This is a genomic window from Streptomyces sp. NPDC002513 (assembly GCF_053595355.1).
On record NZ_JBSFXK010000027.1, the window covers coordinates 1 to 24,986 of the forward strand.

Here is a 24,986-nt window from a genome sequence, read left to right on the forward strand (position 1 = left end):
CAGACATTGAGGGCCTCCCTCCTGAGCTCGTGCATACCCGGACGATAGGAACCACCGGGCTGAGCAGGGAAGGGGGCCCGGCCCTCATAGGATCACCCATGAGGGCCGGGCGGAGGCGCCTGCCCGGCTCGTTCGCGGTGGAGTACCACGCCCGCTCCACGGTGTGTGGGTCGACGGCGGACGGGATGAGAGCTGGGGGGGAAGCGGTGGGTTGAGGTCAGTGACAGGCGAAGCGGGAGGAGAGCCAGCGACCTCAAGTCAAGTCGGAGATTCCCTGTAGGAACGTGCCAACGGCGATGCATGCGCCTGCGGCCAGGAAGCCCCAACCCACGATCTTCTGGATGACCCGGTTGAAGCGGTTGTTGAACTCGCGCCGCTGGCCTTCGCGCCCCTCGGACAGGCGCCGCAGCCACGTTGGCACACTCGCTTCAGCCCGTCGGCGATGCCAAGTCGCGAAGCCTCGATAGTCGAGAACGATGATCAGCCCCACAGCCGCCAAGAGCACGCCCATAAGGAACGGCCCAAGTAGGCCCCACCCTGTGACCGGTGTACCACGGCCGACAAACACTGCAGCCTTGATCACGAGGCCGCTACGACGTGTCATCACCTGGTGATCATATGGAGGCAAGCCCGCCGGTGCGTAGCCTCTGGATATCGTCCGCCGATTGGCTGAGGCGCAGGCATCGTGCCCCCCACGTGACGTGCCCGAAGCGACGGCAACCACCGGGGACTCACGGGGAACTGCGGGGCCCCATCTACTTCGCCGCAGGTCAGCCCCTTCCCAGCTCAGCTCCCACCTGCATACGCGATCTTCCAAACTGTGGCTCTAGGCGCCGACAATCAGCCCGGTTGGAGTTGTCCGGTCGCGGTGAGGGTGACCGACGCCGTCCACCAGTCGCGCGATCCACACGGATCGTGCGTGGTGTGGTGCACGAGCCGCACCAGGGTGTTGGTCCGGAGCACCTGCTGTCCGGCCTGGTCCGCGGTAAGGGTGATTGTCAAAATGCGGCGGGGGTCGGTGCCGGGCGAGGTCGGGACGTGCAGGTGTGCTCCGGCTTCCCCAGCTGGGTACGACACGCAGTGAGTGTCGGCGCAGGCTCGCACTGTCGCCTGTGGGTGCGATCGTGTCCAGGCCGAGACGTTTAGCTGGACGGAGGGGTACGCCAACACCGCGGAGGCCGCGCATACTGTCGGCTGGGTGGTGCACCCAGCAACCGCACCGATCATGACCGTGCTGGCCCCAAGTAGGCGGACCATGCTGAATCGTGTCGCACCCGGCACCGTGAAACGAGGGCTCATATCTATGAGACCTTGCTGCACCGATTTTGGTTGCCGCCGTAGCAGCAACCTTGAGTGATCATCGTGCTGATTCTCGTCCGGCGCTACGAGGAACCTGCTACACCCCAGCTTGGCAAGCGTCAAGTGCCCGCTTGGTGTCTGACACCAACGGCTGACACCAACAGCGCCGGACGAGCGCGGTTGGCACGGACTCCAGCGACCGCTACAACGCCGCACGGCAGCTGAGCGCCAGCATCAACAGTCCGTGCTGATCGACCTGATAAGGATGAGGCCAGATCTCGAAGCTGGCATCGGGCACAGGCGCCGTTCTCACTGATGGACGGCGCCCGCACCGCCGGGTCTGGTTGTACTGAAGCGCCACGGCCTATGGTCATCGACCAATGCACGGCTGGGGACGCCTCGACGGACACGACTCCACTGCGCTCCACCCCAGACACCGCCACCTGGTTGGACATGGTGCTTACCTTGTGAGCACCGCACTTCCACGAGAAGTCGACTTGCACAGGCTGCACCGCAACCGTGATCTTCCCCTTGCCCTGGCAGCTCACCGCGATGGTGAGGGCCTCACCCTTCTTGCCCTTGCTGTAGGGAACGTTGGCGTTCCCGGTGGTCACCTTCTGACGACCGGCGAGTGATTCGTCAGGGTCCAGCTCCGGCGGCTTCTGCAGGGAGGGCTGCGTAGTGCTGGGCACAGTGCCGGCCGTTGCCGGGCCCGAGGTCGTGGAGGCTCGGGGCTGCGTAGGCTGCTTGGCGTCCGAATGGTCCGTCGTGCATGCGGCGATGGACAGAAGTACCGCAGCACACGCGATGCTCAGTGCCGTATGGGCTCGGCAAGACATACCAGTTCTCCGAGATAGCCCAGCCGACATGATTCGGCGTGTGGATGATTACGTTGCGTCCGCTGCTGCTCTGCCCGCAGCTGTCGAGATCATGTCAGTGCGCGTGGTGGGCTACCAGCCTCCAACGCGCACGACTGTTAGATTTAGGTCTTTGTAGTGGGCATGGCGGGATGCTGCTAGTACAGCAACCACAGCAACCAGCCTCGACCAGTAGCGCCTCCGAGTGGCCACGAAGCGGCCTGTATGACCGTCACCGACCGGTCCACATAGAGCTACGGATCAGATGCTGTGGCCCCGTCCGCCTACAGGGCACGCTGGAAGGCCCCATCCCGGCTTGGGGATACTTCGTCGCTCCCTGACCTGACGGACGGGGAGCGGTCGGCGTACGCCAACCCGCACGCCAACACCAGCGCACAACCACGCCCACCCGAGGTCACGCGGAGCCCGCATGGTCAGCTCACACCCATCCCGGACACGGCCTGAAAAGCAGAAGGTCGCCGGTTCGACGCCGACCCCAGCCACCACCGCCCTACGGCACAGTGCACGATCGAGGTGGATGCCCCGCCCGTCCTCCGGGAGGGCACCCCCGGGCTCGCAAGTGGTACATCGGTACGTGATGCCCAAAAAGGCACCAGTTGCGCCGGCTTTGACCGCTACGCGGGTCAGCTCATCCGTCGCCGTTTCCATCAGGTGTCGCGCAAGGCGGCGGGTTACTGAAGGACGTTCGCGGGCATCTCGGTTGACGGACGAGACAACGTCTCGGTCTGGTGGAGATCCCTTGAACTTGTCCACCAGCAACTTCATGATCTTGTGTCGTGATGCAGCTTCTCTTCGACGTCGCAGTGCTTGTCCTGGCCGCGGGCCTGATTCTTTGGCAGCCGCTGGCACGAGCACGGGCGAAACTCGCCGCGCGGCGCTTCGACCCGACCCGGTACGGCCTGCCCTCCCGTGACGAACTGGACCCGAGCCGTGCCGGCCCGCCGCTCCCGAAGAGCGCCCAACTGGAACTCATGGCGCTCACAGACGCGGCCTCGCAGGGCGACTGGCGGCCAGCCGCCGCCTACCTCCACCACGCGGGCCAGGACTGGGACGAACGCTGGCACCGCATCCAGTTGCTCGGCGAGATCGCCACCGAGAACAGCTACTGGCTCACCCAATGGAGCCAGGACCGACCGGACAGCGGCGACGCCGCCACTCTCAAGGCGTATGTACTGCTTCTCACCGGATGGGCCATCCGCGGCAGCGGGCTCGGCCGCGAGGTTCCCGCGCCACGCATGCGTCAGTTCCACGACCACCTTCATGGTGCGGTCGAGACCGCACGGCAGGCCGTCATACTCGCACCTGAGGACCCGGGACCGTGGGTCGTCATGGTGACCGCCGCGCGCGGCCTGAAGTACACCTGGGCACAGTTCCGTTCGCTCTGGGACGAGCTGACCCGGCGGGCCCCGAACCACTTCACGGGTCACCGCCAGGCGCTGGAGTACTGGACCCCCAAATGGCACGGTACCGATCGCGCAATGCTCGCCTTTGGCGAGGACGCGCTACGCAACTGTGCTCCCGGCAGCCCCGTCGCCGGTATTTACCTCCACGCCGTGACCGTGCACATTCAGCGCCAGGGCAGGCTGCCGCTACCTTCCTCGTCCCGTCGGAAGCGCCTGCTCGCGGATGTGCACCGCGCTCTGGACCTGGTCCCCGAGGACAACCCGTATCTGCCTTCGCTGCGCCACCTTCTCGCCCACCGGCTCAGCCACTCGGGAATGTTTGACCAGGCTCTCGATCAGTTCCGCCGCATCGGCCCCTGGTGCGGCGCCGCACCCTGGACCAGCAGCAAAGACCCCATCATCGCCTTCGACACCGAACGCGCCATCGCCGCCGCCAACGCCGGCCGCCGCGCCAAAGCCGCTCGGGGACTGCCGGAAAGCGACTTCGCGAAGTCTTGAGAGAGCGGTTCATAAGAGGGCGCGCAGATAGGCGGCACGAGGCAGCTGCGACAGCAAGGCAGGCACAGGTCTGGGTGATCATGGAGTTGCGACGCTCTGTGATCACCGGGAAGACCTGTGCCTGTCCTGCCATCACGGCTGATCGACCCGCTCTGGGACCAATTCGAGGCGCTGCTGCCCGAGCACCCGACGGTCGATCCGCCCCATCCGCTGGGCTGCCACCGTCGGCGCATGAGCGACCGGATTGTCTTCGGCAAGCTTCTGCAACTGCTCCGGTTCGGCTGCTCCTACCAGGCAATCGCCGACACGACCTGCTCGGCGACCACCATCCGCAACCGCCGCGATGAGTGGATCCGACTCGGCGTCGTGGCTGCGGCTGTCGTCGGCGCCGTTGTTCCGCCAGCGCAGCGCCGGGGACGTGGCGCGGTGTCGGGAGGCGATGCTCCCGGCGAGCCGTGAGCAGCCTCGAAGCGAGCCGCTCCAGAAGGTTGTTGAGTGGGGAGCAATTGTCAAGATCTGTGGATCGCTGAAGTTACGGCCTGACGCTCCGGTGCCATCGGATCTCGCCGTCATGCCATTCGTTGGTGGGCGTGAGCCCGGCGGCTGCGGCGACGGCAGCGGAGGCTCGGTGTTCAGGGTGGACGTGCGCGATGATGGCGTGCACCGAGGGCCGGCTGAGCCAGCCGGCGAGCCCTTGGGCCGCTTCGGTGGCGATGCCTCTTCCCTGCCACGGGGTTCCCACCACCCAGGCGATCTCCGCGACGGCGCCGCGGACGCCGGGGCGGATCGTCGCCTGGACGGTGCCCGTCAGGCAGGACTCGTCACGCAGCCGGATCACCCAGTTCAGCCAGGCCACGGCCGGGTCGGGGGAGCCTGCGGTCATGCGCTGGTAGCGCGACCGCAGGACCTGGGCAGTGTCCGGGGTGCCGCCGATGAAGGTGTGCAGGGCGGGATCGGACAGCACCGCGGCCATCTCCTCGGCGTGCTCGACGTGCAGCGGCAGCAGGTCCAGCCGGCGGGTGCTGATGGTCCGGGCCGTCATGATGCTCACGCCGCGGCCGCCTCGGGGCGCTCGACGAGCTCGCCGTTCTTGAACACTGCGCCGGCGCGGACGAGGGCGACGAGTTGGGGTGCGGTGACCACCCGCCAACGCTCCTGCGCGGACTCCACGAGCTTGAACACCATCGCCAGGGCCGCGGCCGGGCTGCCCGCACCCCGGGTGACCTTAGTCCGGAGCTTCACCGAACTGAAAGTGGATTCGATCGGATTCGTCGTTCTGAGATGGATCCAGTGCTGGGCGGGGAAGTCGTAGAAGGCCAGCAGCTCCTCGGTCTCGTCGGTGATCTTCTTCACCGCCTTCGGCCACTTCGCCTCGTAGGTCCGGGCGAACTCACGTACCGCCTTCTCGGCGTGGTCGCGGTCCTCGGCGTTGTAGATCTCCTGCAGGGCCTTCTTCGCCCCGGGCTGCGCTGACTTCGGCAGGGCATTGACCACGTTACGGATCTTGTGAACCCAACACCTCTGGTGCCTGGCCTGGGGAAACACCTCCGCGAGGGCCCTCCACAGGCCCATCGCGCCGTCCCCGACGACCAGTTCGGGATCGCGCATGCCGCGACGGCGGCAGTCGCGCAACAGGTCGGCCCAGGACTCGGTGGACTCCCGCAGCCCCTCCGCGAGCGCGATCAGTTCCTTGGTGCCGTCCACGCGCACACCCATCAGGACCAGCACGCAGGAGCGGGCCTGACCGAGGCGGACCTTGGGGTGCACGCCGTCGGCCCACACATAGACGTAGTCGGACGCCGAGAGGTCGCGTTCCTGGAAGGCGGCGTGGTCGGCCTGCCACTGCTTGGTCAGCCGCGTCACCGTCGCCGACGACAGCCCGGCCGAGCCGCCCAGGAACTGCTCCAGCGCCGGCACGAAGTCCCCGGAGGACAGTCCGTGCAGGTAGAGCAGGGGCAGCACCTCGCTGATCTTCGGCGATTTGCAGCACCAGGGCGGCAGGATCTTCGAGGAGAACCGTGCCCGCTCGCCGGTAGCCTCGTCCACCCGGCGGTCGTTCACCCGCGGCGCGGTGACTTCCACCGGCCCGGCGGCCGTGGTCACGGTGCGCGGCCGGTGGCGGCCGTTGCGGACCACCAGGCGCCGCCCGGCCTCGTCCTTCTCTGCGGCGAGATCGGCTATGTACTGATCGACCTCGGCCTCCAGCGCGGCCGCCAGCATGCGGCGGGCGCCCTCCCGGACGATCTCGTCGATCAAGGAGCCGGACTCCGTGGTGCCGTCTTCGTTGACTACGCTGAGCATGGGCGTGCCTTCCCAACCGACGGTGCAACGTCGGTCTACTCGGTGACCTATCGATCACTCGGGAAGGTACGCCCTTTCACGTCCCAACCCGAGGCCGATCCACAGGTCTTGAGCATTGCTCGCCGGAGGTCATCGGCGATGCAGTGACGGCGAGAAGACACGGACTCGATCACCGCCTCCTCAGCATCCGCACGGCGACGAGCCGCGTCCGCGAGTGGATGGTCAGCAACTCGCCCGACTCGAATAGGACCCGCTTGGCACCGTGGGGCAATTGACAGAGATCGCTCACCCGACACGCCTGGCCGCCGACCTGGATGACGTCGCCGCGTTGCACAGTGGCCGAGGTGATCTCGATGGTGGATCCCAGCACGCCGCCAAGCGACCGTTCCCTCACCGCTCCACCTCCGCGGGCGCGGACTGGATGTACATCGAGTGGCAGGCACAGTCGCATGCCTCGTAGACCACCGGAACGTCGATCGGCGCCGCAGCCGGGGATGACTCCGCGCAGGCGTGGTGCGTACCGATCCGGCATGCGGTCGATCGGTAGGAGACGGCCTCAGCGTGCGTGATGCGGGGCTGTTGGCTGGGAGGCATCAGCGGACCCCCACGAGGGCCGACCAGGATTCGGCAGGCAGATGGCGGGCGACGACCACAGAGCGCGGGCGGACACGCTTCTCCCAGGCCAGCACATACGGGCGGACGAGCGGGGTGTCCTCACCCGCGAGCGAGTCCGCGCGGTCCGAGCAGTCCTGGTGCCGTCCCTGGGCGACCATCGAACTGTCGGTGTGCGCAGGGGGCGCGAAGTCGGTCATCGGCCGGGAGAGCGGTAAGGGCCGGCGGTGCCTGCCCTTGGGGAAGTACCGCTCTCTGGTGCGTGAGACGACATCGCGGATACGGTTGAACACGCTACTCAGCTCCTATCGCTGATGGCTGGTCCCCCGACATCGCCCGTCGTGGGGACCGCTTTGCGTACGACCGCCCAGAGGGTGCGGCCGTTCAGGCTGGTGGCGAGGAGCCCGAACCGATCGGCCTCGGCCACCACTTCCAGGACCTCCCGCCATGACTCGGCGGAGAGCGATTCCGACACCTCCGCTTCGACCGACGTGTACCGGTCGTGCTCCTCCACGCGCGTGGGGAGCCCGACCACGGACAGCCGGGCAGCGATGGCCGCCGCGCTAACTCCCGAAGCGGGCACAGGGCAGCCTCCGTCACCGACGATCACTTTGAGTGAAGTTAGTTAACTAAATTACAGCTAGTGGACTAGATTTTCCATATGCCTGAGCAGCCGCCCTATCTCCGCATCGCCGACGAACTCCGGCGGCGGATCGCGGAGCACGTATGGGAGCCGGGGGACCGCCTGCCGTCCCGCGCCCAGATCGGCCAGGAGTGCGGGGTGGGCGAGAACGTGGTCCGCCGGGCACAGGAGCTGCTGATCTCCCAGGGCGTGCTGGAGGGCCGTGCGGGTTCGGGCACGTACGTCGCCGAGCCCCGGCAGCGGGTGCGGGTGGTCCGTTCCTCAGCGCGCGAGCAGCCCGACGGGTCGCCGTTCCGCGCGGACATGAAGGCGGCGGGCAGGCAGGCGGACTGGGAGAGCCGGACCGATGCCAAGGTCCCGGCGCCAGCGGACATCGCGGCGCGGCTCGGCATCGCCGAGGGCGACCTGTGCGTCCGCACGACGTACGAGTTCCTGGCCAACGGCAGGCCGATGCAACTGTCGACGAGCTGGGAGCCGTACGACCTCACCGCCGGCACTCTCGTCGTCCTCCCGGAGGGAGGACCGCACGCCGGGGCGGGCGTCGTGAACCGCATGGCCGTGATCGGCGTCGCCGTCAGCCACGCCGTGGAGCAGCCGGAGCCGAGGCAGGCGACCGCCGAGGAGGCGTCGCTCCTGGGCATCCAGAAGGCCGCGCTCGTCACGCACATCCGCCGGACGTACTACAGCGACCAGGGGCGGCCCGTGGAGACGGCGGACATCGTGGTGCCCGCCGCTCACTGCGAGATCGTCTACGAGATCCCGATCAACCATCAGTAGCGGCCTGTCGGGTCGAGTCGTCCGGAAGCGACAGGGGTCTGCTCCTACCGCCTGTCGAATGCCTGCCGAAGGTCCCTCGATGAGACCCCGAGCACGGGAAAAGCAGCAGGTCAGCAGGGGTATGCCCCTTGACCCGCAAAGCGCCTTCTAAGCGCTTGGCCGCAGGTTCGAGTCCTGCCGGGGGCGCCACTGAGAGCCCTCCCCCTGGGAGGGCTTTTTTGCTGGTCCGAGCGGGTGCGGCCCAACACGGCGAGGCCCCGGGCACTCCCCCGACGATCAAGGGAAGATTCCGGGGCTGTCCGGTTGTCACCGCTGGGCAGACGTGTAGGCGACCTCGCGCCGCGGTAATTCGTTGGCGCGGGCGAAACCGTGTGCCCACCCTGGTCCTCATGGCAGAACCCAGATACCAGATCCGAGCCCTGCACACGGACTCTACGGTCACCGTCTACCAGGCGTACGCGCCGGAGATCGGTCTGCCGGCAGCCCGGGAGGGTCGATTCCCGGCGGTGTGGCAGCGGGACCGGATGACATGGATCAAGCCGTCGTTCCTGTGGATGATGTATCGCTGCGGGTGGGGGATCAAGGAGGGCCAGGAGACCGTACTCGCCATCGAGATCTCCCGCGAAGGGTTCGAGTGGGCACTGGTACACGCCTGCCTGTCTCACTACGAGCATGGGCTCCACGCCGACCCTGCAACGTGGAAGCGCCAGTTGAAGCGGGCACCGGCTCGGGTGCAATGGGACCCCGAACGCGACCTACACCTTCAGCCGCTTCCCCACCGGTCGCTCCAACTCGGCCTCGCCGGCGAAGCCGCACATCTCTACGCCGATGATTGGATCGTATCCATCACCGACATCACACCGCTGGCCCACACGATCCACGGGTATGTACGGGACGGAGACCTGGACGCTGCACGGCAACTCCTGCCAAGTGAACGCCCCTACCCCGTGAACGACGAAGTCCTGGCTCACCTACACCAATGAAGCTCCGCCATCTTGAAGTGGCTGGTCAGCGGGGTGGCGTGTCCTCGTTTCGGGGTGCTCGTGCTGGTCGTGGGCGGCAGTCTGTGTGGTAGATCGTCCGGCGGGGTGGTTTTGCCGATGAGTTCACCGTCCTCGAACGGTCTGTCCAGCGACACGACCGTTCTCGACAGGAGTGCCATGTCCACCATCCAGCCAGTGATCGTGACTGCCGACCAGGACGTTCTGCTCGGCTTCTATACGAAATTGTTCGGCGCTGAGGAGATCTTCCGGGTGCCGGCGGAAGGCCCGGCCTTCTACCTCGGCTTGCGCATCGGCGACACCGACCTCGGGCTGGTGGCCAAGGCGAACCCGGGGACTGGGGCGGGGCCGCGGATCCTGCTCAGCATCGGTGTCGACGACGTTGACGAGACGCTCGGCCGGGTGGCGGCGCTGGGCGGCTCGGTCCGCAGCGGCCCCAACGACATGCCGTGGGGACAGCGTGTCGCCCACATCCAGGACCCCGACGGCAACCCGGTGAACCTCACTCAACCGATCCCGGCCCGGTGACGCTGTTCCGGGGGCATGTGCTGATCGTGGGCTACCTGCGGTAGAGATCAATTGTCGGTAGTGGCCTCGATGTCCCGGCGCCGGCGGAGATCGCGGCCCGCCTCGGCATCGCCGAGGGCGACCTGTGCGCCCGCACGACGTACGAGTTCCTGGCCAACGGCAGGCCGATGCAACTGTCGACGAGCTGGGAGCCGTACGACCTCACCGCCGGCACTCTCGTCGTCCTCCCGGAGGGAGGACCGCACGCCGGGGCGGGCGTCGTGAACCGCATGGCCGTGATCGGCGTCACTGTCAGCCACGCCGTGGAGCAGCCGGAGCCGAGGCAGGCGACCGCCGAGGAGGCGTCGATACTCGGCATCCAGAAGGCCGCGCTCGTCACGCACATCCGGCGGACGTACTACGGCGACCAGGGGCGGCCCGTGGAGACGGCGGACATCGTGGTGCCCGCCGCCCACTGCGAGATCGTCTACGAGATCCCGATCAACCGTTACCGCTACTCGCACGGCGACTGACATGCACCGTGCGAGGTTCAAAAGGCGTACGCCCCGCCGACGGCAGACTGTTGCCGGCGAGACGCCGCTACGAGACCAGCGATCCCCAGGCCATGGGCGATGGAGTCATTCGCCGAGTTGAGCGGCCAAGAACACCGCTGCCACCGAGGGCCGGACTGCGTACGTCGCGCCCGCGCTCCCCTCGGGAGCCTCCCACCAGTAGAACGGAAGCCGCCGCCCACTGTTGCTGTGTCCCTTGCTCATCCCGGACAGCACCCCTGCCACGCGCCGCGCCGGATCACTCTCGTTCGGCCCGCCCAGGGCCTTATCCACCAGCTCCGTGCAGTGGATCCTCCGGCCAGGGTTGCGCGCCAGGTACTCGAGCACCTGCCGGGCCTGCGGCGCGAGTTCAGCCAAGAACACAACAGCGCGCTGCAAGTCCTCCGGACCCCATTCCGGGGCGCCGTAGTGCCCCTCTTCGCCAGAGTGCTCAGCCCATCGTGGATCAACCTCAGACAGATACTCCGTCATGCCCGCCCCCAACAGTCAGTCCTCACCGTGTGTGCCGTTCGCACAGTACAGATCCGCCAGGACGCTGCGTGTCGAATCCCTGTGCGCGGTGGTTCCGCTCCCGGTCGCGGACATCCACCGCCCGCCACCAACTCACGCCACACGCGACCTCGGCCCGCATGGAGATGGCGCCCGGAGTCTCGGTGCCAACGCGCACTACAGTTACCCGATGACGCCGATCAAGAAGTTCCAAGTCACCTTCGACTGCGCAGAACCTGAGCGGCTCGCTCGTTTCTGGTGCGAGGTGTTGGGGTACGTCATACCGCCGCCACCGGCGGGGTTTGCCACTTGGGACGATTTCAAGCGCTCGCGGCCACCTGAGCAGCGGGATTCCTGGTTCGCCTGCGTCGATCCCTCAGGTGTGGGCCCGCGGCTGTACTTCCAGCGCGTCCCTGAGGGGAAGGCCGCCAAGAACCGGGTGCATCTTGATGTGCGGGTCGGCACCGGACTCGTGGGGGAAGAGCGCCTCGCCGCACTTGAGGCGGAATGCGCACGACTGGTCCCGCTCGGAGCGGTACACGTGCGCACGCTGTATGACGGCAATGATGCGTGCATCCCGATGCTGGACATCGAGGGCAACGAGTTCTGTATCGACTGAGAAGCCACGAACGTGCGATCTCGTTGCAGGTCAGCGGAATGAGGTCGTCAGGGGCCGGCGGCCAGGTCGATGACGGCCCAGTCGTAGAAGCGGTTGCCCTTGGCTCCCGCACCCGCCGACAGCTCCTGCCAGGCCCGCTTCGGCACCATCGCCGCGCGCGTGTCGGCACGGAACTTTCCTGCTCTGGTGGTGACTTCCGACGAGCAGGCCACCGCGAGGACATACCCCCGGCCGCGTTCCTCCAGAGCTGACCGCAGCTTCGGGTTGCCGCCGTAGACCTCGTCGCCGGCAACCGTCGAGTCAGCCGAAGTCGTTCGTGCCAGGGGTGGGGCGAGTACTGATGGTCTCGTCGTACGTCGGCATACTGGTGCCGTACGAGGTGCGCGGGTCCAGTGGTCCGTCGCCGGACCCCGGGCCCACCGGTTGGACGCCCGGGGCGCTGCCCGGGTGCCCGAGGGCGTGGCGCTCGCCCGTGCTCGGGCGCAGAACCGCGGGCATCTCACCGGAGGTGGCCTGTGTCGCGGTGCCGGTTTTCTCGAAGTCCTGGGAGGTCCGCCGGTCGTTCCATTCGTGGCCGTCCGCCGACGACCTGAGGTTGTCCCCGCCGGCTTGGAGGCGGGAGTGCAGACCGTCGAGGGCCGGCTTCCAGCTGGTGGCGATCTCTGTCAAGGCGGGGCCGATCGACCAGCCAGTGAGCGAGTTGCCCGCGGTCCCCGATTCCCTGACGGCCTTGTCAGCCGGCCCCTTCATAGTTTGGGATATGCCGTCGCAGGCGCCGGCGGACGCGCGCAGTTCGGCCGGGTCGACGTTGGTGCTCTGAGACACGTCCACTTCCTCTCAGTCGGTCAGAACTGCTGCTGCTTTGCGCCGGGCGGGAGCATGCAGGGGGTGCGTACGGAGAAAGAGAGCGCTTGGGGCTTCGTCTTGCCGGAGCCGACGGTCTCGGCCGTCACGCGATAGGAGTTCTCCTTGTTGCCGGCCCTGAACACCGCCGACTCATAGGCGTCCTTGAACTCCCGATATCCCGTCACCTCGTACCCCTGCTTGGAGAGCTCCCGGCGGAGCGTCCTCACGACGCGTGTGTGTTCCGTGACGGGCGCCGGGGAGTCGACGTAGTAGAAGAGGCTGTACCGGCCGTCCTCGGCCACCTCGTCGTTCGCCCCGACGCAGGCCTCGAAGTGCACCTTGGCCGTCGAGGGGGTGAGCTCGACATCGGTGATCCTGGCCATGTACGCGGTGTAGTCCTTGGCCCACTTCAGCGCGGCGTCCTTTTCCATCCGCGGCAGCGGGGTGTTCGCGTCGTCACTCTGGGACACACAACCTCCAGTTGAAAGCAGGACTGCGGAGACAGCGAGCAGCGTCCGGAGAAAGGGCTTAGAGCTCCGAACAAAATGGGTGCCCGGCTCGCGACGCCTGGCACGCACTCCCCCAAGCTCTACGAGCAGGGGGGACCCCCAGCCGCGTTGCCGAAAGGCCCAAGTAGCTCCTCCCCCACTCTCGACTCCGCTCGAGCGGGGACCCCCATCGAGGACCTTCCGGCGCCTTGCGATCGCACGCACCAGACGCCGCGAGCTGATCGGACTCCCATTTTGTTCGGAATTCTTAGAGACCAGGGACGATGTAGGCGTCCGGCGGCAGCTCGGAGCCCTCCTTCGGAACCTCTGTGGGCTGCCTGCCTGCAATGATCGCTCCCTGGTTGTCGAGGGACTCGCTGGGTCCGTACGGCCCTCTGTCCCAATAACCGCTGTGGCCGTGGGTGTCGACCTCGAAGTTGTTGCCACCGAAGCCTCCAAGCGCCGGGTCGCGGCCGAGGGTGTAGCCGGAGGTGTTGTTGGCGACAGCGTCGTCCTCCGCGGTGCCGACCCATACGTGCTCGGGATCCATCTGCAGATCCTTGGCCTCGTCCACTGTCATCCCAGGACTACCGACTGCAACCACGTCGTCCGCGCCCAGGCCGGAGCCCCCGGCTGCGGCAGCACCCACGACTGTGGAGCCGTAGCTGTGTCCGATAACTGTGGTGTGACTCGGCGACCCGTCATGCGCGGCATGCGAGCCCGCCACGAACTGCCGCAGGTCAGGAGCGGCGTCATCGGCTCGCCCGGTTCCGCCGACGCTGTTGAAGTCGGTCAGGGACGCCTCGGGGGCGTCGTAGCCGAGCCAGGTGATCATCGCCACGCTCTCGCCGTTGGACCGGCTCTCCGCCGCCGACTGCAGCCTGTCGATGCGCTCAAGCTGACCGGGTACGGCGTCCATGTTCGTGTTGGTGCCTGGCACCAGGATGCCGGTGTGCGCGGCCGTGTCCGGGTTGCCCATGGCGATGATGGCCCGTCCGTCGTCCTTGGAGTCGTAGCCGAGGAGGTACAGCTCCTTGCCCTTGGGCGCGGCGTCCGCGGCTTCGAGCCGGTCGTTCAGCACCTGGAGGTTGCTCAGGCGCCTGTTGACGGTTTCATCGGTGTCCCCCGGGAACCCTTCGTCCCAGTTGCCCTCCTGGATCAGATTGAGTTCCTGGGCGAGGGCCGTGCGATTGGCGTCGTCGCGCACGTCCGACGGCAGACCGTCGGTCGCTCCGATCTGCTTCGGATAAAGCGTGGTGTAGGTCTGACGCTCCTCGGGGCTGAGGGCCTTCCACCAGTCGGCGGCAGCCTTCGGGTCGTCCGCGGGGATCTGCGGGGCCTGGATACCCACAGCTTTCATCGCGTTCTTGACGTCCTGGGCGGATTCCGCCGCCGCGTCATGGCTGAGCGGATCGGTGAGAATGTCGCCGTTCAGCTCCGCGAGGGCCCTCGCGCCGTCGTTACTGGCCTTGTGCGCGGCGGCCAGGGCCTCGTCGATGGCGGCGCGGTGCTCCCCAAGCAGGGCGCTGCGGTCCGCGATGATCCGCTGTGCGTCGGGGTCCTGGCGTGGAAGTCCCGAGGTCGTCGGATCGCTGACCCAGCCGTCGCCGTCGACCTCGAAGCCGTCCTGCTCCGCACGCCGCACCGCGTTACGGAGGTCGGTCTGGGACTGCTCCATCCAGAACCTTGTGGTGTGGAGGACCTCGGCGATGGCCATGGCCTCCGTCTCGACCACACCGATGCGCGACTCGACGTCCTCCAGGTAGAAGAGGGCGGCGTCGGCGTCATCGCCCTTCCAGGACTGGTGCAGTGGCCCGGTCACCTGTCGGCGGTGGCGGTCGGTGAGTGAGTCCATGGTCGTCGACAGCCCGCGCCAGGACTTGACCGCGGCTTCCAGGTCGGAGAAGTCCTGCTTCATCAGCCGGGAGAAGTCAGAAGCCACGTCGGCTCCCGCTCGGCCGGCCCGAGGATCCCTCAGAGCGTGGCAAGCCGACCCAAGTAGGCATAACGCAACCCCCGTTGCTACTCACTCATGAGTTCGAAGCGCTCAGCCTAGCCGACGTCTTCTCCTCCTAGGCCGTTTCTTCTGGATCATCGAGCGGACCAGATGAAGACGCCCTGGTCGCGGCGAGGGCGGCTTCACCCGGCGGGTGGCCGTGGCCGGCGTACTGGCAGTCCGCCAGCACGACGACGGTGTCCGGCTCGCGGTCGTCGAGGCCGAGGACGGATGCCTCTTGGGCGGCGCGGTAGTCGGCGTGTTCCTGGCGGAGGGCGCCGAGAGTGGTTCCCGCCTCCCCCTCGTTGACCGCCATCTGCTGTCCCTGGGCCCCGAGGACCGCGACCACTGTGGTGACGGCGGCGGTGATCAACGCCGCGTTCACGTCGGCTTCTTCAACGACGAGGGCGGCGCCGGCACGGAGGCGCTCACGGCGGAAACGATGGTGGTCACGACAAGGGTCCCCATCATGACCATCACCACGCCGACCATGAAGAGGCCGCTGGAGTCGTCCTGCCAGTCGTCATAGGCAGCAATGGTGAGGCCGGCCGTGGTGCCGAGCACAGCGCCTGCGAAGTAGCGCCGGGACGCCGCCCAGTACACCGGTACCAGCAGAGTCAGCACCAGCCCGATCACCTGCCACGCCTCGTACGGACCGGTCGTCGTGCCGTCAGGCTGCACGTCACGATGCTGATCCCAGCCCAGCCAGGCAGCCCACGCTCCTAGCGACACCCCGGCCAGCACGAGGACCGACAGCAGCTGGGGAACAGGTTTCGGTAGTCCTTGACCCATGCCCCAAGCGTTTCCGCTCATCCCGTCACCGACCAGAGTGCAAGTACTCAGCTCCGCCCGAGTACATCAGCTATGGGCAGATCGCGTACGGCTGCTGGTCAACTGTCAGGGCAACTGCCTGCGCGGCAACACACTTCGAACGACCGTACCCGCACGAACGGCGGCTACCGCGTCGGGGTGACTCCGGGGACCGGCTTGACCGGAACGTACTTCTGGGTGTCGAAATCGATGACCACCGGCTGCGACTCGGAACCCACGCTGGCGCGGACCCGGTACATGGTGCCGTCCGAGCCGACCCAGTAGCGCACGTTGCCCGCCGTACCGGAGCGGTCGCGGGAGGACGGCCCGGTCATGATGTCCACCCCATGCCCGTCCACCTGGTCTCGTCCCACCCAGGCGGCGCCGTTCTGCGGCAGCAGTTCGGCATTGTCCGGCCGGTCGCTGCCGAGACTGAGGGCGATGGCCAGCGAACTGTCCAGCGAGCTGCCGGACGACTGCAGCGGGCGGCTGTACCAGCCCGAGCGGGGCGGCGACGCGGGTGCGTGCGCCGGGGCGTTCGCCATCGGGTGGACGAACACCGAGGCGGCCGTCCACTCGATCAGCCCGTCGCTGGACGTGTCGCGCCCGGTGCCGTGCACCACGCCGTAACCGAGCTTGCCGCGGTAGTCGACGGACCCGGTGACGATCAGCCCGCCGGCGGTGCCCGGCACAGTGATCGTCATCGCGCGGCCGTGCGCCTCGTAGTTACGGAACCGCGTGATCGCCAGCCGGTTCGCCTCATCCGACGTCAGGGCGCGCGGACCGCTGGGGCCGGAGCCGCCGGCGGCGACCAGGAACGCGGCCACCGCGACGGCCGCTGTGCCGATGACGGCTGCCGCCCAGCGTGGCCGCAGCCATCGGCGCCGGTCAGCCGCGCGGCTCGGCTGAGCTTGCTGGATTCTCTCGCTCCGCACACGGCTCGACGCTGACACTCGTCAGATTCACCCTCTCCATCACCGCACTGCTCGGCCGCCGTGCGGTCGCGGCGGCAGTCGGCAGTCGGCAGTCCAGTGGCGGACGACGCCAAGGCCGGCCCTCGCGGACCGGCCGAGACGCGATCTGCCCGACCGCGCCCTTCGGATCGCGGGCAGGCAGATCACTGTTGTTCGGTTCGTTCAGTGTTTCTGGGCGCGACGCTTCCGGCTCGCGAACGCGATGATCAGGCCCGCACCCACCAGCAGACCGACGAGGGCGATCATCTGTGGCAGCCCGGCCATACCGGTGTGCGCCAGCGAACCCGTGCTCCCGCCGGCCGGGGCCGGGTTGTTGGCAGGGGGCGCGGGTGACGGCGGCGTAGAGGCCGGCGGCGGAGTCGGCTTCGGCGTCGAGCTCGACGTCGGGGTCGGGGTCGGGGTCGGGGTCGGGGTTGCCTTCGGGACGTAGACCCCGGCGTCGATCGTGTGATCGACCCCGCCCGGCTTGTCCGGCGCCGTGACCGGCGCGGAGCCGTTGCACAACTGCCCCGTGGTCGGCGGGGTCACATTGGAGTCATGCGCACGGTCGGCACCGGCTCGCGGGAGCGTGAACCGCACGTCGCTCGCCGGGGGCTGGCCGGGCACCTTGCTGGTGTCCGCGGTGCACACGTCGAACTGCACCGTGTATTTCGCACCTGGCGTGAGCTGGTACGCGGCGCCGACGCCACCGAAGTAGTACTCGCCCGCGGCATCGGTCCTGGTCGTGGCGACCTGCTTGCCGCCCGCGTCCAGCAGGTTGATCGTGGCACCCGGCAGGAGTACTTCCGCCGCGTCCTGGATCCCGTTGTGGTCGCCGTCGAACCATACGAGGTTACCGATCTGGATCGGCGCGTTCGCCGCCGCGTACGCGACGTCACCGAGCCCGCCGGCCTTGCCGAACCCGTTCTGTTCCTGACCGACGAACTGGTACGCGTTGGCGGCCGGAGCGTTCCCCGGGCCCTGACCGGTCGTGATGTCGTGGTAACCGGTACCGGCGGTTTCGATGTTGACGGTCGGGTCGAACTCCGTGCTGACGACCCACTGTTGCTGCGGAATGTAAGCCACCGAACCCAGCGCGGTTTCCTGGTGCCCGCCGCCAAAGTAGTCGCCGGGGAAGTATTCGACGACGCCGCTGTCCTCGTTGTCGTCGTTGGCGGGGGTGGCGTGGTTGGGGCAGTTCCCGGTGCCTTCCCACGCGTATCCACCGGTGGGACTGGCGCAGGCCATGTTGATGTCACCACCGGACATGCCGAGTTCCGGCGTGTTGTTCAGCGGGCGAGGGTCCAGCCCCTTGGCACTGAGAACGTCCATGAACCGGTCGCGGAAACCCAGGATCATCGAACCGTCGCGGCCGAAGGCGAGGGAGGCGAGCTCCGGCTGCGGATCGATGAAGGCGCCGCCCAATTTTCGTTCGTCCCACGTGGCCAGGCTGGTGTTCCACGGGTTCCAGTGGGTGGCCTGGGCGACGTTGCCGGCACCGGTGAAGACGGTGCCGCGCTTGTCGGTGAGCGAGTGGGTCAGCACCGGGGTGAACCGCTTGCCGTCATAGGTGTAGACGACGGCTTTCAGGTCCGCGCGCTGCTGTGTGCTCTCCGCGTTGCACACGCCGCCGACGTACAGCGTGTTGTCGTGGACGGCGAGACCGAACGGCCGCCAGTCGCCGGCGCTCGCGCACCCGGGGTCCGGGATCCGCACCGTCGCCTTGGGCACCGAGGCGGTGGCCCCGGTCGCGTCGAAGCTCACCAGGCTGCGGGTCAGCAGGTTCACCGCGTACAGCGTGGAACCGTCCTCCGACAGGGCCAGGCCGCCGATGCTCTCCTTGCCCGGCGCGTCGATGAACCCGGGATCCTTGTTCATGTCGGCGGTGTCGTGCGGCGTCACCGCGGCGCCCGGCACCTGCGCGAACAGCTCCGGCGCGCCCGAGCCGTTGACCGGCACCGTGTAGATGGCGCCGGGGCCCTTCGGCCCGTAGGAGGCGTACCGGCGGGCGAACGCGCCCTGGAACAACCGGCTCCGGTACTTGTCGTACGCCAACGCGAACGTCGTTCCCACCTGGGACTGCGTGGCCAGCGTGGCCGGGCACGCCACCTCGGTGGGACACGTGCCTCGGGTCTTCGTCCCGAACGCCACCAGGGCCCGGGTGTCGGTTCCGGTGGCGCCGTTCTGGACCGGTACGAAATACCGCGAGTCCGGCAATGTGTAGTCGGCCGGATCCCACACCCCCGTCACCACCGAGGCGTTCTTTCCGTCCGACACGTCCACGAACGACGTGAGGCTGTCGAAGTGGTTTTCCGTCGTCGACGCGGGTGCCGCCTGCAGATAGTCGCTGAACGGCGCCGGGATGCTGACGTCGACGCGGTACTGGCCGCCGCTCAGCGCGGTCGACTGCGACACCACGACCTTTCCGGTGGCATCCGTGACGCCGGCGACATGGTGCCCGGCGGGGTCGGAGATCTCCACCTTCATGCCCCGCTGCGGCACGTCCATCGTCGCGTTGATCACGCCGGTGCCGAAGAAGTCGCGCAGCACCTCAACCGTCAGCGTGCCGTCGGCGGTCGAAGCGGCGGCCGGTCCAGCCGTCGCTCCCACGGCACCGCCTGCCAGCAAAAGAACAGATAACCCGATGCGCGCCAGCGGCTCCGGCCTCCAGGCCGACCGGCGCGAGTCTCTGCCGACTCGGTTCATGGCATCACACTCCACACTTCTCTTGTGGTGGAAACAAAGCATCCGCTTCTCGCTGCACGTCCACTTCATGGCCCCGGACACCGACGCCGTTCGCGGACGCCACTGAAAGGGAAAAGGGTCCACTACTGCTGCGTGGACCGCTTTGTGATGATCGTTTGAGGATATTGTGGGCGAGCTGTAAGCGCCGCAGGCCAGAAAAAGCGAACGCGCGTTCAAGGCCTCGGGCCGGACCGCCCTGAGTTGCGTGTTTTTGCAGCTCAAACACGGTACCTTCGCCCCCCAACTGCCTACCTCACCGACCGCCATCGCGAGCAGCGCGCGATATCTTATCCGCTGAAGTCTCACCCACACCAACAGAACCCTGACATCCATAGGGATCCGCGAGAGTCCCGAAAATCAGACAATAGTGACCGGAACAATGTGCGGCCGAAACGTGATGGCCGGATCCAAACCCGCCCGCGGCGGCCAGGTCCGGCACCGCCGCGCGTTCCGACCGCATTCCGTACCCCGTCGCCCGCTCGGTCCACACGGCCCCCGCAGCCCGCTGAGCCGCGAGGAGCAGGAGGAGCTGCGGGCCATCTCCACTCGTGCCCGGATCACGGCCACGAGTTTCACCAACACCTACACGCTGATCGCCGCAATGCCCCAGAAGGAAAAGGAAGCTCTGCTGCTGCGGCTCGCCCTCGGCCCGGAGCCCGGGTTGCACTCCGAACTCCTGCACCGCCTGCGCGGCACCACGGCCCCCGCTCCCGTCCCCGGACGCCGCTCCGCCGCCCGGCTCCTGGACGCCGCCCACACACGGCGCACCGAACGCCGACAGCACGCCGAACACGAACGAGCCGCAGCCCGCGACCGGCGCCTGACCGCCCTCGCGAGCGAGGCCGAATCCGCCTGACAGCAGATCGAGGCGCACATCGCCACCGAGAAGACCGACGCCTACGACCAGGCCGTCACCCTCCTCGCGGAACTGCGCGACGCGTACGCCCACACCGGACGGAGCGCGGACTTCCGACAGCGCCTCATCACGCTGCGCGAGGACTACCGGCGCCGCCTCGGCCTCCCGTAACGCCCCCTTGTCACGGTGCCGCGCGATCGCCCGGACAACGCCGGTGGCCGGGTGCCGCGGCACCGGCCGCACCGGCCGCACCGGCCGCACCGGCCGCACCGGCCGCAGGGGCTGCCACAGCGGCCGGGCCCAACACGACGCCGGCCTCCACGACCACGAGGATCGTGAAGGCCGGCGTCGTACTGCGGGGATGTGGGCGCCGGGCGATGCACAGCGCCGACGCGCTCACGGGACTACCTGAGGTACACGGCTACTTGAGGTAGACGAGGCCGTCGGTGGTGACGGTCGGACGGCCGCTGGTGCCGACCACGACGATCTTGACGGTGTGCTTGGCGCTGCTGGACCAGGTCTTGGTCCAGATCGCCTGCCGGTACTGGGTGGTGGAGGACTTCAGGTCGACGGTGGCGACCTTGGTGCCGTCGACGTAGACGTAGGCCTGGCCGGAGGTGGTGGCGCGGGAGACCACCCAGGCGGCGGACCGGCCGGTGAAGGTCCAGGTGAGGCTGGCGCCCTTGGAACCGCTGGAGTAGGAATTCCCGCCGAGGTAGCTGGTGGAGGAGCGGGTGCTCCAGCTACCGGACTTGGCGGCGGAGCTCTCCTGAAGGATCACGGGGGTGTACGCCGGGGAGGACGTGCGGTAGTTGCCGGCGTAGTCGTAGGCACGCAGCGACCAGGTGGTGGCGGTGCCGGGCTTGGCGGTGCCGTTGTAGCTGGTCGTGGTCGGGCCGAAGGTGGCCGTGGTCGGGGACAGCAGCTTCACGTAGCGCAGGGCCTTGTCGTCGGCGGCCTTCCAGCCGAGCGTGACCGGGGCGGCGGTCGTGCTGACGGTACCGGTGCGCAGGGCGAGCGTCGGGCTGGTGGTGAAGGTCGGTGCGGTCGTCTCCGCCACGACGTTCACCGAGGCGCTGGTCGCGGTCTTGCCGGACTGGTGGACGGCCCGTACGGCGACGGTGTGGCTGCCCAGGGGCAGGGTGGCACCGGCGGAGGTGGCGGTGCCCGCGGTGGTGGCGACGGTCTTGCCGTCGACCAGCAGTTGGAAGTTCTTGATGAGCGAGGACGGCGTGGTGGCCGTCCAGTTCACGGTGACGGCGCCCTTGGTGTAGTACGTGGAGCCCGAAAGGCCCGCGCCGCCGAGCGAGGTGACCTTGAGGTTCTGCACGGGGCCGGCCGCCCAGGCGCGGATGGTGGGCAGTTGGTTGTAGAGGGAGCCGCCGGGGCACTCGGTGTTGTAGCCGTCACGGTGGCCGGAGATCCGCTGGAAGGTGTACTTGCTGCCCGCGGTGAAGCTGGCGCCGAAGTAGTTCTTCTGGGTGGCACCGGCGGTGAGCTGGGTGGTCCCGAGAGGGTCGGCGCCGTACTGGCCGAGCTTCCAGGCCGCCAGGCGGGCGATGGAGGCCAGCGTGGCGTTGGGGGCGCTGGTGGTGGTGTAGTCGCCGAGCACCGCCACGGCCGTCGACTCCCGGTTCCAGCCGTAGGTGTGGGCGCCGAACACCGGCAGGTCGATCCCGCCCTTGCGGCCCTCGAAGAGGGTGCCGCACTTGTCGACGAGGAAGTTGTAGCCGATGTCCTTCCAGCCGCTGACCTGCACGTGGTACGCGTAGATGCTCCGCACGATCGACGGCGAGTCGGCGCAGGAGTAGTCGTTGGCCCCGTCGGTGTGGTGGACGAACACGGCCTTGATGTCCGCGTTGTACTCCGGTGCCTCGGGGCTGATCGACTCGTCCGCGCCCCAGCCGGCGCGCGCGACGATCGGCGGTTGGGGCACGGTGGACGGCGGCGCGGTCGGCACGGTGGCCGAGGGGCTGGCGGACGTGCTCGTCGAGGGGGAGGCGGATCCCGAGTCGGTGGGGGTGGCCGCGGGCGAGGAGTCGGTCGGCGCCGGGGGCGCGGTGTCGGTCGGGGCCGCGGGGGTGCTGTCGGTCGGGGCCGGGGAGTCGGTGGTCTGGCCGTCCGTCGGCGCGGGCGCGGTGCTGTCGCCGGGTGCGGCGGAGTCGGTGGGCGCGCCGCTCGTGGCGTCGGGGGTTCCCTCGGCGACGAACGCGGCCGGCTCGCTCCCGGTGCCGGCCGTCTTGGTCTCGGCGTCGGTCACCACGCCCGGGTCGACCAGGTTGACCTCAAGTCCCTTGGGCAGCGAGGCGGTGGTGCCGTTCTTGCGGACGACCTGTACCTGGACGCCATTGGAGGGGCCGACCCACAGCGGCTCGGACGCGCCGCGCACCCGGGGGCCGGGCTTCTCCAGCGGGTCGACGTCCAGTTCGAGGTTCTGCCAGGCGCGCCACTCGCCCGTCTCCAGGCTGCGGGTGCGCACCTGCGCCGTGCCGCCCAGGCGCTTGGCGGCGCCGGTCCAGGAGACGCCGAGCAGCGAGAACTGCCCGGTGTCCGTGCGCGGCAGCTCCTGCTTGCCGCCCGCGGCGCCCTTCAGCGCGAGGTCGACGACCTTCACCGGCCGCTTGGCCTTGCCGTTCGCGCCCTGGTCGTGGGAGGGACTGGCGACGGCATAGGTCACCAGGCCCCCGCCTCCCAGGACCACGGCACCGAGCGTCAGCCACGCCCGTCGCTTCAGGCTCAGCGGTCTGTACGCATGCGACGTACGACGACTCACGACGTAATCCACCCCTCACAAGGCCCCGAAAAGGCCGCAGAAAGAAAGTCACCTGAGACACACCCGCCACGGGGGTGACTCGCTCTCCCAGCGCGGCCCGACCCGCGAACGTCACAGGAAATCGGGGCGCAGTGACGCAGATCACAGTTTTGTCGTGCGCCGGCTCGGGGCAGCCGCCGGAACCGGGCGGAGCGGGAGCGCACCCGAGCGGGCAGCGGACCGGCACTTCTCCCCCGGCTTCGGCGTCCTGGAATAGCGGCGCCGCACATGGTGAGTGCGCGGTCGACCCGGCCGCCCGCCGCGCGAGCACGAGGCCGGCGACCGGAATCGCTGTGACACATCCGTGCCACCCGCCGCTGAAGATCAAGGAAGAGTAAAGCGCGGCCGGCGGCGAGGACAGGTCTTGGGCCAAGGAGAACAACCCGATCACACGCAGGCGCGCGACGCGGAGTTGGGCGCGGCCGTCGCCCGGGCCCAGGACGGCGACGAGGCCGCCTTCGCGGTCATGTACCGGATCGTGCAGCCCGGACTCCTCGGCTTTCTGCGCGGGTTGGTCGGCCAGGACGCCGAAGACGTGGCGTCGGAGGCGTGGCTGGAGATCGCGCGGGACCTGGGCCGGTTCCGAGGTGACGGGGCCGGCTTTCGCGGCTGGAGCGCGACCATCGCCCGCCATCGGGCCCTCGATCTGCTGCGCCGGCGACGCACCCGCCCGGCGGCGGCCGCCTTCGAGCTGGATCTCACGGAGGTTCCGGGACCGCACAGCACCTACGACCAGGCCCTGGAGACCCTCTCGACCGAGCACGCCCTCAGGCTGGTGCGCAGCCTGCCCCGCGACCAGGCCGAGGCGGTGCTGCTGCGCGTCGTGGTCGGCCTCGACGGCCCTTCCGCCGCGCGGGTCCTCGGCAAGCGTCCGGGCGCGGTGCGCACGGCCGCGCATCGGGGTCTGAAACGGCTGGCCCGCCAGCTCGGCATGACGGGTGTGACGGGAGAGCGGTCCCGCACGCTGAGGCAGTCGAAGTGAGAAGCGACGGCGTCAGGTCCGTTAAGGCTATGAGTAACAAGCGCACAGAGACGGACACGGGTATGGGCAACCGACACAGCGCGCGCGAAGGCGCGGTCCGCCGACGCGCCGGCACGGGCGGTCGCATGCCCGGCGCCGACGGTCCGGTCGACACCGACGGGCTGGAGCGGGCGCTCGGTCGCGCGCTGCGCGTCCACGCGCTGGACACATCGGCCGAGCAGCAGGCGATGGCCGCCTTCCGTGCCGCTCGCGAGGCAGGCGTGCGCGAGCAGGCGCGGACACGGAGGCGGGACGACTGGCGGCCACGGGGCATGTCGGCCCGGCGCTCGGTGAAGGCCGCCATCGCCGTGTTCGTGGCCAGCCTCACTCTGGGCGGTGTGGCGATCGCCGCGATCGGCTCGCCCGGTTCCGCCGGGAACCCACGGGACGACGCCCCTGAACGACGGCATCCCACGCCCAGCGTCCCCCAGGACTCGACGTCGGCGTCGGACGGCACCGGGCCCTCGCGGCCCACCGGCTCTGTCTCCCCGAGCCGCCCGCCGACGGCCAAGGACATGCAAGCCCACTGCCGCGCGTACCCGTCGGTGAAGGGCCGGGGCAAGGCATTGGACTCCTCGGCCTGGCAGCGGTTCCTCACCGCCGCCGGAGGCGAGGACAACGTAGCGGCCTTCTGCGCCGACCTGCTGTCGCGGACCGGGAGGGGCGCCCCGGGCACCCCTGGCAACGCGAACAACGGGGACAGCGCGAACAACGCGAACACCTCAGGGAAGGCGACCGGCAAGCCGAGCGCCAGGCCCGCCGGCAAGGAACCCGGGCAGCCGGACCGGAGGGGCAAGGGACAGCGGGCGCTGCCCAAGTGACCTGCCGCGAAGGGGGCGGTGGCCGCCCAGCGCGCCCAG

23 protein-coding genes and 4 pseudogenes are annotated in these 24,986 nt (G+C 68.6%); 10 read left to right on the top strand and 17 right to left on the bottom strand.

Going from position 1 to position 24,986, the window contains the following annotated elements:
* Positions 1-253: 253 nt before the first annotated feature.
* Positions 254-607 (bottom strand): hypothetical protein, encoded by a 354-nt coding sequence (locus tag ACWD5Q_RS19000; RefSeq protein ID WP_451428166.1) that lies wholly within the window; start codon positions 605-607, stop codon positions 254-256.
* 233 nt (positions 608-840) lie between these two features.
* Positions 841-1,077: a hypothetical protein gene (locus ACWD5Q_RS19005; protein ID WP_451428167.1), complete on the bottom strand. Its 237-nt coding sequence runs from the start codon at positions 1,075-1,077 to the stop codon at positions 841-843.
* 1,876 nt (positions 1,078-2,953) lie between these two features.
* Between ACWD5Q_RS19005 and ACWD5Q_RS19010 the strand changes: the two genes are divergently transcribed.
* Positions 2,954-4,078, top strand: a complete 1,125-nt coding sequence (locus tag ACWD5Q_RS19010; protein ID WP_451428168.1) for a hypothetical protein — start codon at positions 2,954-2,956, stop codon at positions 4,076-4,078.
* Positions 4,079-4,195: 117 nt separating this feature from the next.
* Positions 4,196-4,444 (top strand): annotated as a pseudogene (locus tag ACWD5Q_RS19015) (transposase); the annotation flags it as partial.
* Positions 4,445-4,610: 166 nt separating this feature from the next.
* Here the strand turns inward: ACWD5Q_RS19015 and ACWD5Q_RS19020 are convergent.
* The 5 genes from ACWD5Q_RS19020 to ACWD5Q_RS19040 all read right to left on the bottom strand — a co-directional run bounded on the left by ACWD5Q_RS19020 (position 4,611) and on the right by ACWD5Q_RS19040 (position 7,574).
* The gene (locus ACWD5Q_RS19020; RefSeq protein ID WP_451428238.1) at positions 4,611-5,120 is read right to left on the bottom strand and encodes a GNAT family N-acetyltransferase; all 510 of its coding nucleotides are present in this window, start codon (positions 5,118-5,120) and stop codon (positions 4,611-4,613) included.
* 5 nt (positions 5,121-5,125) lie between these two features.
* Positions 5,126-6,379, bottom strand: a complete 1,254-nt coding sequence (locus tag ACWD5Q_RS19025) for an IS256 family transposase (protein ID WP_451428169.1) — start codon at positions 6,377-6,379, stop codon at positions 5,126-5,128.
* Between the two features lie 169 nt (positions 6,380-6,548).
* Positions 6,549-6,749, bottom strand: coding sequence for a hypothetical protein (locus ACWD5Q_RS19030; RefSeq protein ID WP_451428170.1), 201 nt, complete (start codon positions 6,747-6,749; stop codon positions 6,549-6,551).
* Positions 6,750-6,972: 223 nt separating this feature from the next.
* Positions 6,973-7,284, bottom strand: coding sequence for a hypothetical protein (locus ACWD5Q_RS19035; RefSeq protein ID WP_451428171.1), 312 nt, complete (start codon positions 7,282-7,284; stop codon positions 6,973-6,975).
* 5 nt (positions 7,285-7,289) lie between these two features.
* On the bottom strand, positions 7,290-7,574 hold the full coding sequence (locus ACWD5Q_RS19040; protein ID WP_451428172.1) for a hypothetical protein: 285 nt from the start codon (positions 7,572-7,574) through the stop codon (positions 7,290-7,292).
* A 78-nt stretch (positions 7,575-7,652) separates the two neighbouring features.
* On the opposite strand from ACWD5Q_RS19040, the gene ACWD5Q_RS19045 reads away from it, so the two are divergent.
* The 4 genes and pseudogenes from ACWD5Q_RS19045 to ACWD5Q_RS19060 all read left to right on the top strand — a co-directional run.
* Positions 7,653-8,411, top strand: a complete 759-nt coding sequence (locus ACWD5Q_RS19045; protein ID WP_451428173.1) for a GntR family transcriptional regulator — start codon at positions 7,653-7,655, stop codon at positions 8,409-8,411.
* 389 nt (positions 8,412-8,800) lie between these two features.
* Positions 8,801-9,394 (top strand): DUF4291 domain-containing protein, encoded by a 594-nt coding sequence (locus tag ACWD5Q_RS19050; RefSeq protein ID WP_451428174.1) that lies wholly within the window; start codon positions 8,801-8,803, stop codon positions 9,392-9,394.
* Between the two features lie 177 nt (positions 9,395-9,571).
* On the top strand, positions 9,572-9,940 hold the full coding sequence (locus tag ACWD5Q_RS19055) for a VOC family protein (protein ID WP_451428175.1): 369 nt from the start codon (positions 9,572-9,574) through the stop codon (positions 9,938-9,940).
* 71 nt (positions 9,941-10,011) lie between these two features.
* Positions 10,012-10,452: pseudogene (locus ACWD5Q_RS19060) on the top strand (UTRA domain-containing protein); the annotation flags it as partial.
* Between the two features lie 105 nt (positions 10,453-10,557).
* Here ACWD5Q_RS19060 and ACWD5Q_RS19065 read toward each other — a convergent pair.
* Positions 10,558-10,962 (bottom strand): DUF6416 domain-containing protein, encoded by a 405-nt coding sequence (locus ACWD5Q_RS19065; RefSeq protein WP_451428176.1) that lies wholly within the window; start codon positions 10,960-10,962, stop codon positions 10,558-10,560.
* 208 nt (positions 10,963-11,170) lie between these two features.
* Between ACWD5Q_RS19065 and ACWD5Q_RS19070 the strand changes: the two genes are divergently transcribed.
* Positions 11,171-11,599 (top strand): VOC family protein, encoded by a 429-nt coding sequence (locus ACWD5Q_RS19070; protein WP_451428177.1) that lies wholly within the window; start codon positions 11,171-11,173, stop codon positions 11,597-11,599.
* A gap of 50 nt (positions 11,600-11,649) precedes the next feature.
* Here ACWD5Q_RS19070 and ACWD5Q_RS19075 read toward each other — a convergent pair.
* From ACWD5Q_RS19075 to ACWD5Q_RS19110, 8 genes and pseudogenes are all read right to left on the bottom strand, one after another.
* A pseudogene (locus ACWD5Q_RS19075) lies at positions 11,650-11,892 on the bottom strand (IS701 family transposase); the annotation flags it as partial.
* A gap of 7 nt (positions 11,893-11,899) precedes the next feature.
* Positions 11,900-12,424 carry a WXG100 family type VII secretion target gene (locus ACWD5Q_RS19080; RefSeq protein ID WP_451428246.1) on the bottom strand — a complete coding sequence of 175 codons (525 nt, stop codon included), beginning with the start codon at positions 12,422-12,424 and terminating at the stop codon, positions 11,900-11,902.
* A 20-nt stretch (positions 12,425-12,444) separates the two neighbouring features.
* Positions 12,445-12,915, bottom strand: a complete 471-nt coding sequence (locus ACWD5Q_RS19085) for a hypothetical protein (RefSeq protein ID WP_451428178.1) — start codon at positions 12,913-12,915, stop codon at positions 12,445-12,447.
* A 286-nt stretch (positions 12,916-13,201) separates the two neighbouring features.
* Positions 13,202-14,875: an alpha/beta hydrolase gene (locus ACWD5Q_RS19090; RefSeq protein ID WP_451428179.1), complete on the bottom strand. Its 1,674-nt coding sequence runs from the start codon at positions 14,873-14,875 to the stop codon at positions 13,202-13,204.
* 130 nt (positions 14,876-15,005) lie between these two features.
* A pseudogene (locus ACWD5Q_RS19095) lies at positions 15,006-15,218 on the bottom strand (hypothetical protein); the annotation flags it as partial.
* A 92-nt stretch (positions 15,219-15,310) separates the two neighbouring features.
* Entirely contained in the window at positions 15,311-15,742 is a 432-nt protein-coding gene (locus ACWD5Q_RS19100) for a hypothetical protein (RefSeq protein ID WP_451428180.1), read from the bottom strand.
* A gap of 143 nt (positions 15,743-15,885) precedes the next feature.
* Positions 15,886-16,566 carry a hypothetical protein gene (locus ACWD5Q_RS19105; RefSeq protein ID WP_451428239.1) on the bottom strand — a complete coding sequence of 227 codons (681 nt, stop codon included), beginning with the start codon at positions 16,564-16,566 and terminating at the stop codon, positions 15,886-15,888.
* Positions 16,567-16,875: 309 nt separating this feature from the next.
* The gene (locus ACWD5Q_RS19110; protein WP_451428240.1) at positions 16,876-19,302 is read right to left on the bottom strand and encodes an SdrD B-like domain-containing protein; all 2,427 of its coding nucleotides are present in this window, start codon (positions 19,300-19,302) and stop codon (positions 16,876-16,878) included.
* A gap of 532 nt (positions 19,303-19,834) precedes the next feature.
* Between ACWD5Q_RS19110 and ACWD5Q_RS19115 the strand changes: the two genes are divergently transcribed.
* Positions 19,835-20,293 (top strand): hypothetical protein, encoded by a 459-nt coding sequence (locus ACWD5Q_RS19115; RefSeq protein ID WP_451428181.1) that lies wholly within the window; start codon positions 19,835-19,837, stop codon positions 20,291-20,293.
* A gap of 421 nt (positions 20,294-20,714) precedes the next feature.
* On the opposite strand, the gene ACWD5Q_RS19120 is transcribed toward ACWD5Q_RS19115, so the two are convergent.
* Complete coding sequence (locus ACWD5Q_RS19120) at positions 20,715-23,027, bottom strand: N-acetylmuramoyl-L-alanine amidase (protein WP_451428241.1); 2,313 nt, start codon at positions 23,025-23,027, stop codon at positions 20,715-20,717.
* Between the two features lie 442 nt (positions 23,028-23,469).
* Between ACWD5Q_RS19120 and ACWD5Q_RS19125 the strand changes: the two genes are divergently transcribed.
* Both ACWD5Q_RS19125 and ACWD5Q_RS19130 read left to right on the top strand, forming a co-directional pair.
* Positions 23,470-24,087 (top strand): RNA polymerase sigma factor, encoded by a 618-nt coding sequence (locus tag ACWD5Q_RS19125; protein ID WP_451428182.1) that lies wholly within the window; start codon positions 23,470-23,472, stop codon positions 24,085-24,087.
* Positions 24,088-24,149: 62 nt separating this feature from the next.
* The gene (locus ACWD5Q_RS19130) at positions 24,150-24,947 is read left to right on the top strand and encodes a hypothetical protein (RefSeq protein WP_451428183.1); all 798 of its coding nucleotides are present in this window, start codon (positions 24,150-24,152) and stop codon (positions 24,945-24,947) included.
* Positions 24,948-24,986: the final 39 nt, after the last annotated feature.

Coding starts and splice junctions, on each gene's coding strand:
- ACWD5Q_RS19055 (WP_451428175.1), top strand. CDS start 9,572: ATGTCCACCATCCAGCCAGTGATCGTGACTGCCGACCAGGACGTTCTG.
- ACWD5Q_RS19045 (WP_451428173.1), top strand. CDS start 7,653: ATGCCTGAGCAGCCGCCCTATCTCCGCATCGCCGACGAACTCCGGCGG.
- ACWD5Q_RS19020 (WP_451428238.1), bottom strand. CDS start 5,120: ATGACGGCCCGGACCATCAGCACCCGCCGGCTGGACCTGCTGCCGCTG.
- ACWD5Q_RS19115 (WP_451428181.1), top strand. CDS start 19,835: ATGGCCGGATCCAAACCCGCCCGCGGCGGCCAGGTCCGGCACCGCCGC.
- ACWD5Q_RS19065 (WP_451428176.1), bottom strand. CDS start 10,962: ATGACGGAGTATCTGTCTGAGGTTGATCCACGATGGGCTGAGCACTCT.
- ACWD5Q_RS19130 (WP_451428183.1), top strand. CDS start 24,150: ATGGGCAACCGACACAGCGCGCGCGAAGGCGCGGTCCGCCGACGCGCC.
- ACWD5Q_RS19100 (WP_451428180.1), bottom strand. CDS start 15,742: ATGAGCGGAAACGCTTGGGGCATGGGTCAAGGACTACCGAAACCTGTT.
- ACWD5Q_RS19070 (WP_451428177.1), top strand. CDS start 11,171: ATGACGCCGATCAAGAAGTTCCAAGTCACCTTCGACTGCGCAGAACCT.
- ACWD5Q_RS19050 (WP_451428174.1), top strand. CDS start 8,801: ATGGCAGAACCCAGATACCAGATCCGAGCCCTGCACACGGACTCTACG.
- ACWD5Q_RS19025 (WP_451428169.1), bottom strand. CDS start 6,379: ATGCTCAGCGTAGTCAACGAAGACGGCACCACGGAGTCCGGCTCCTTG.